The organism is Geitlerinema sp. PCC 9228 (genome assembly GCF_001870905.1).
Lineage (GTDB): Bacteria > Cyanobacteriota > Cyanobacteriia > Cyanobacteriales > PCC-9228 > PCC-9228.
On record NZ_LNDC01000050.1, the window covers coordinates 1 to 1,897 of the forward strand.

2 protein-coding genes are annotated in these 1,897 nt (G+C 43.0%); both read left to right on the forward strand.

The window, feature by feature from the left end:
- Positions 1–448: hypothetical protein (locus tag AS151_RS21915; RefSeq protein ID WP_170861301.1), on the forward strand; the 448-nt coding region annotated here is incomplete at its 5' end.
- 510 nt (positions 449–958) lie between these two features.
- Positions 959–1,897: hypothetical protein (locus AS151_RS03660; protein ID WP_139240487.1), on the forward strand; the 939-nt coding region annotated here is incomplete at its 3' end.

Sequence of the window (1,897 nt, forward strand, 5' to 3'; positions counted from 1 at the left end):
CCCTACACATTACGATGGTTCTAAAGGAACCACTGTTTACTATAGTGTAGACGGTGAACCGGAAAAATCTATAGATATTACCCAGACAGAGCAAGAAATTACAATTGATATACCAGACGATTCAATTGACGATCCAAAAGAAACATTAACTGTTTCTTTACATCCTGGAGCCTATATTCTTGACACTGATAACCAGTCAGCAACTGTCACCATTGAAGACAATGAACCTCGCCTAAACATAACCAAAAATGTAGAATTCAATCAAAATACAACTCAAAAAGCTATACAGTTTGATGGTAAGGATGATTACGTCAAGGTTCCCCACCAAGAGCAACTGAATGTCACAGAGGAGATAACCGTTGAAGCGTATATCTATAAGAAGGCTTTGGTGGGAACAACCGTCGCATTCTGCAAAAAGGAAATGCTGACGACCAATACAGGTTTTTAATAGAAAACAATCGATTAAAGTTTGATCTAGAAGGAGTAGGAGAAGTTACGGCTACGGTTGATTCTCTAGAGACTAAGGCGTGGCATCATGTAGCTGGAGTGTACGATGGTTCGCAACTATCTCTATATATCAATGGCGAAAAAATAGCGTCAGAGTCAGTTTCGGGTAATTGGTACAACCAGCGATCCTCTGTATATCGGTACCAAAAATGCAGAAGCTCCACAAGGAGATTTCTGGAAAGGAGAACTAGACGAAATTCGAGTTTGGAATACCGCTCGCACTACCCAGGAAATTCAGCAAAATAGCGATAGAAAACTAACAGGTAATGAAAATGGACTGGTAGCGTATTACCAAGCTGAGAATCAACAAGGCAATACCTTAAAAGACACCAGTGGCAATAATAATGATGGCGAACTCATTCGCAATCTATACATCAACAATCCAGGACCGCAGATTGGCTATGTGGACGTAGAGCTAGATAAACCTTTTCACGGGCCCCAGGGACTCTGGGTGAAATATGAGATCACCGGTGGCAGTGCCCAGCAACATATAGATTATTTCAACTCTCGCTATCGGAAAGTTTCTGACGATGCCGGTACCGAAAAAAACGGCATTATCATTCCTCAAGGAGAAACCTCCGGACGCATTTATTTCTCTGCTCTTCCCGACGAACTGGTGGAAGGAGAAGAGAATGTCAACATCCGTTTGCTGCCTCACAACTTCGACGATGAAGAAAACAGTAGTGCGGACAACTCCAACTACAACATTGACTCGTCAAATGACCGTGCCACCATCACTATTCAAGACAATCAAGCCTACAAAAATGAAGTTATTCTGCTCGATGGAGATGGTCTGCCTGTTACCGCAGAAGATGGCAGTGGCAATCCGCTAGCTATTCGTGATGAGAAGGTGGATTTCCAAGTCAAACTAGGTAGCCAACCAAGCGATTCAGTTACGGTTACTTTAAGCAGCAACCAAGGCAGTTTAGAAAAATCCAGCCTTACTTTCAACGCTTCTAACTGGGACAAAGCGCAATCGGTGAGTTTGAGTAATGTCGATAAAGAAGGGCAAATTACCATATCGGCAGGTAATTATCTAAGCCAAGATACCACCTTTGACTTTGTTTCTGATGCACCTTTGAAAACTACGGAAGGGAGTGAAGAAGAAGCTCAACCCGTTATTCCAGAAGCGATTGTCTCTAGTGAAGGAGATATCACAGAAGACGATGGTTTGTCCAGCAACTTTGTTGTTAACCTATCGGCACCGGCACCAGAAGGCGGCGTAGAGATTCCTTATGAAATTAGCGGTGAAGCCCAACCCGAACAAGACTATCAAAAGATAGCGCAAGGCAATGCCCTTGTTTTCGATGGTAAGGATGATTACGTCAAGGTTCCCCACCAAGAGCAACTGAATGTCACAGAGGAGATAACCGTTGAAGCGTATATCTAT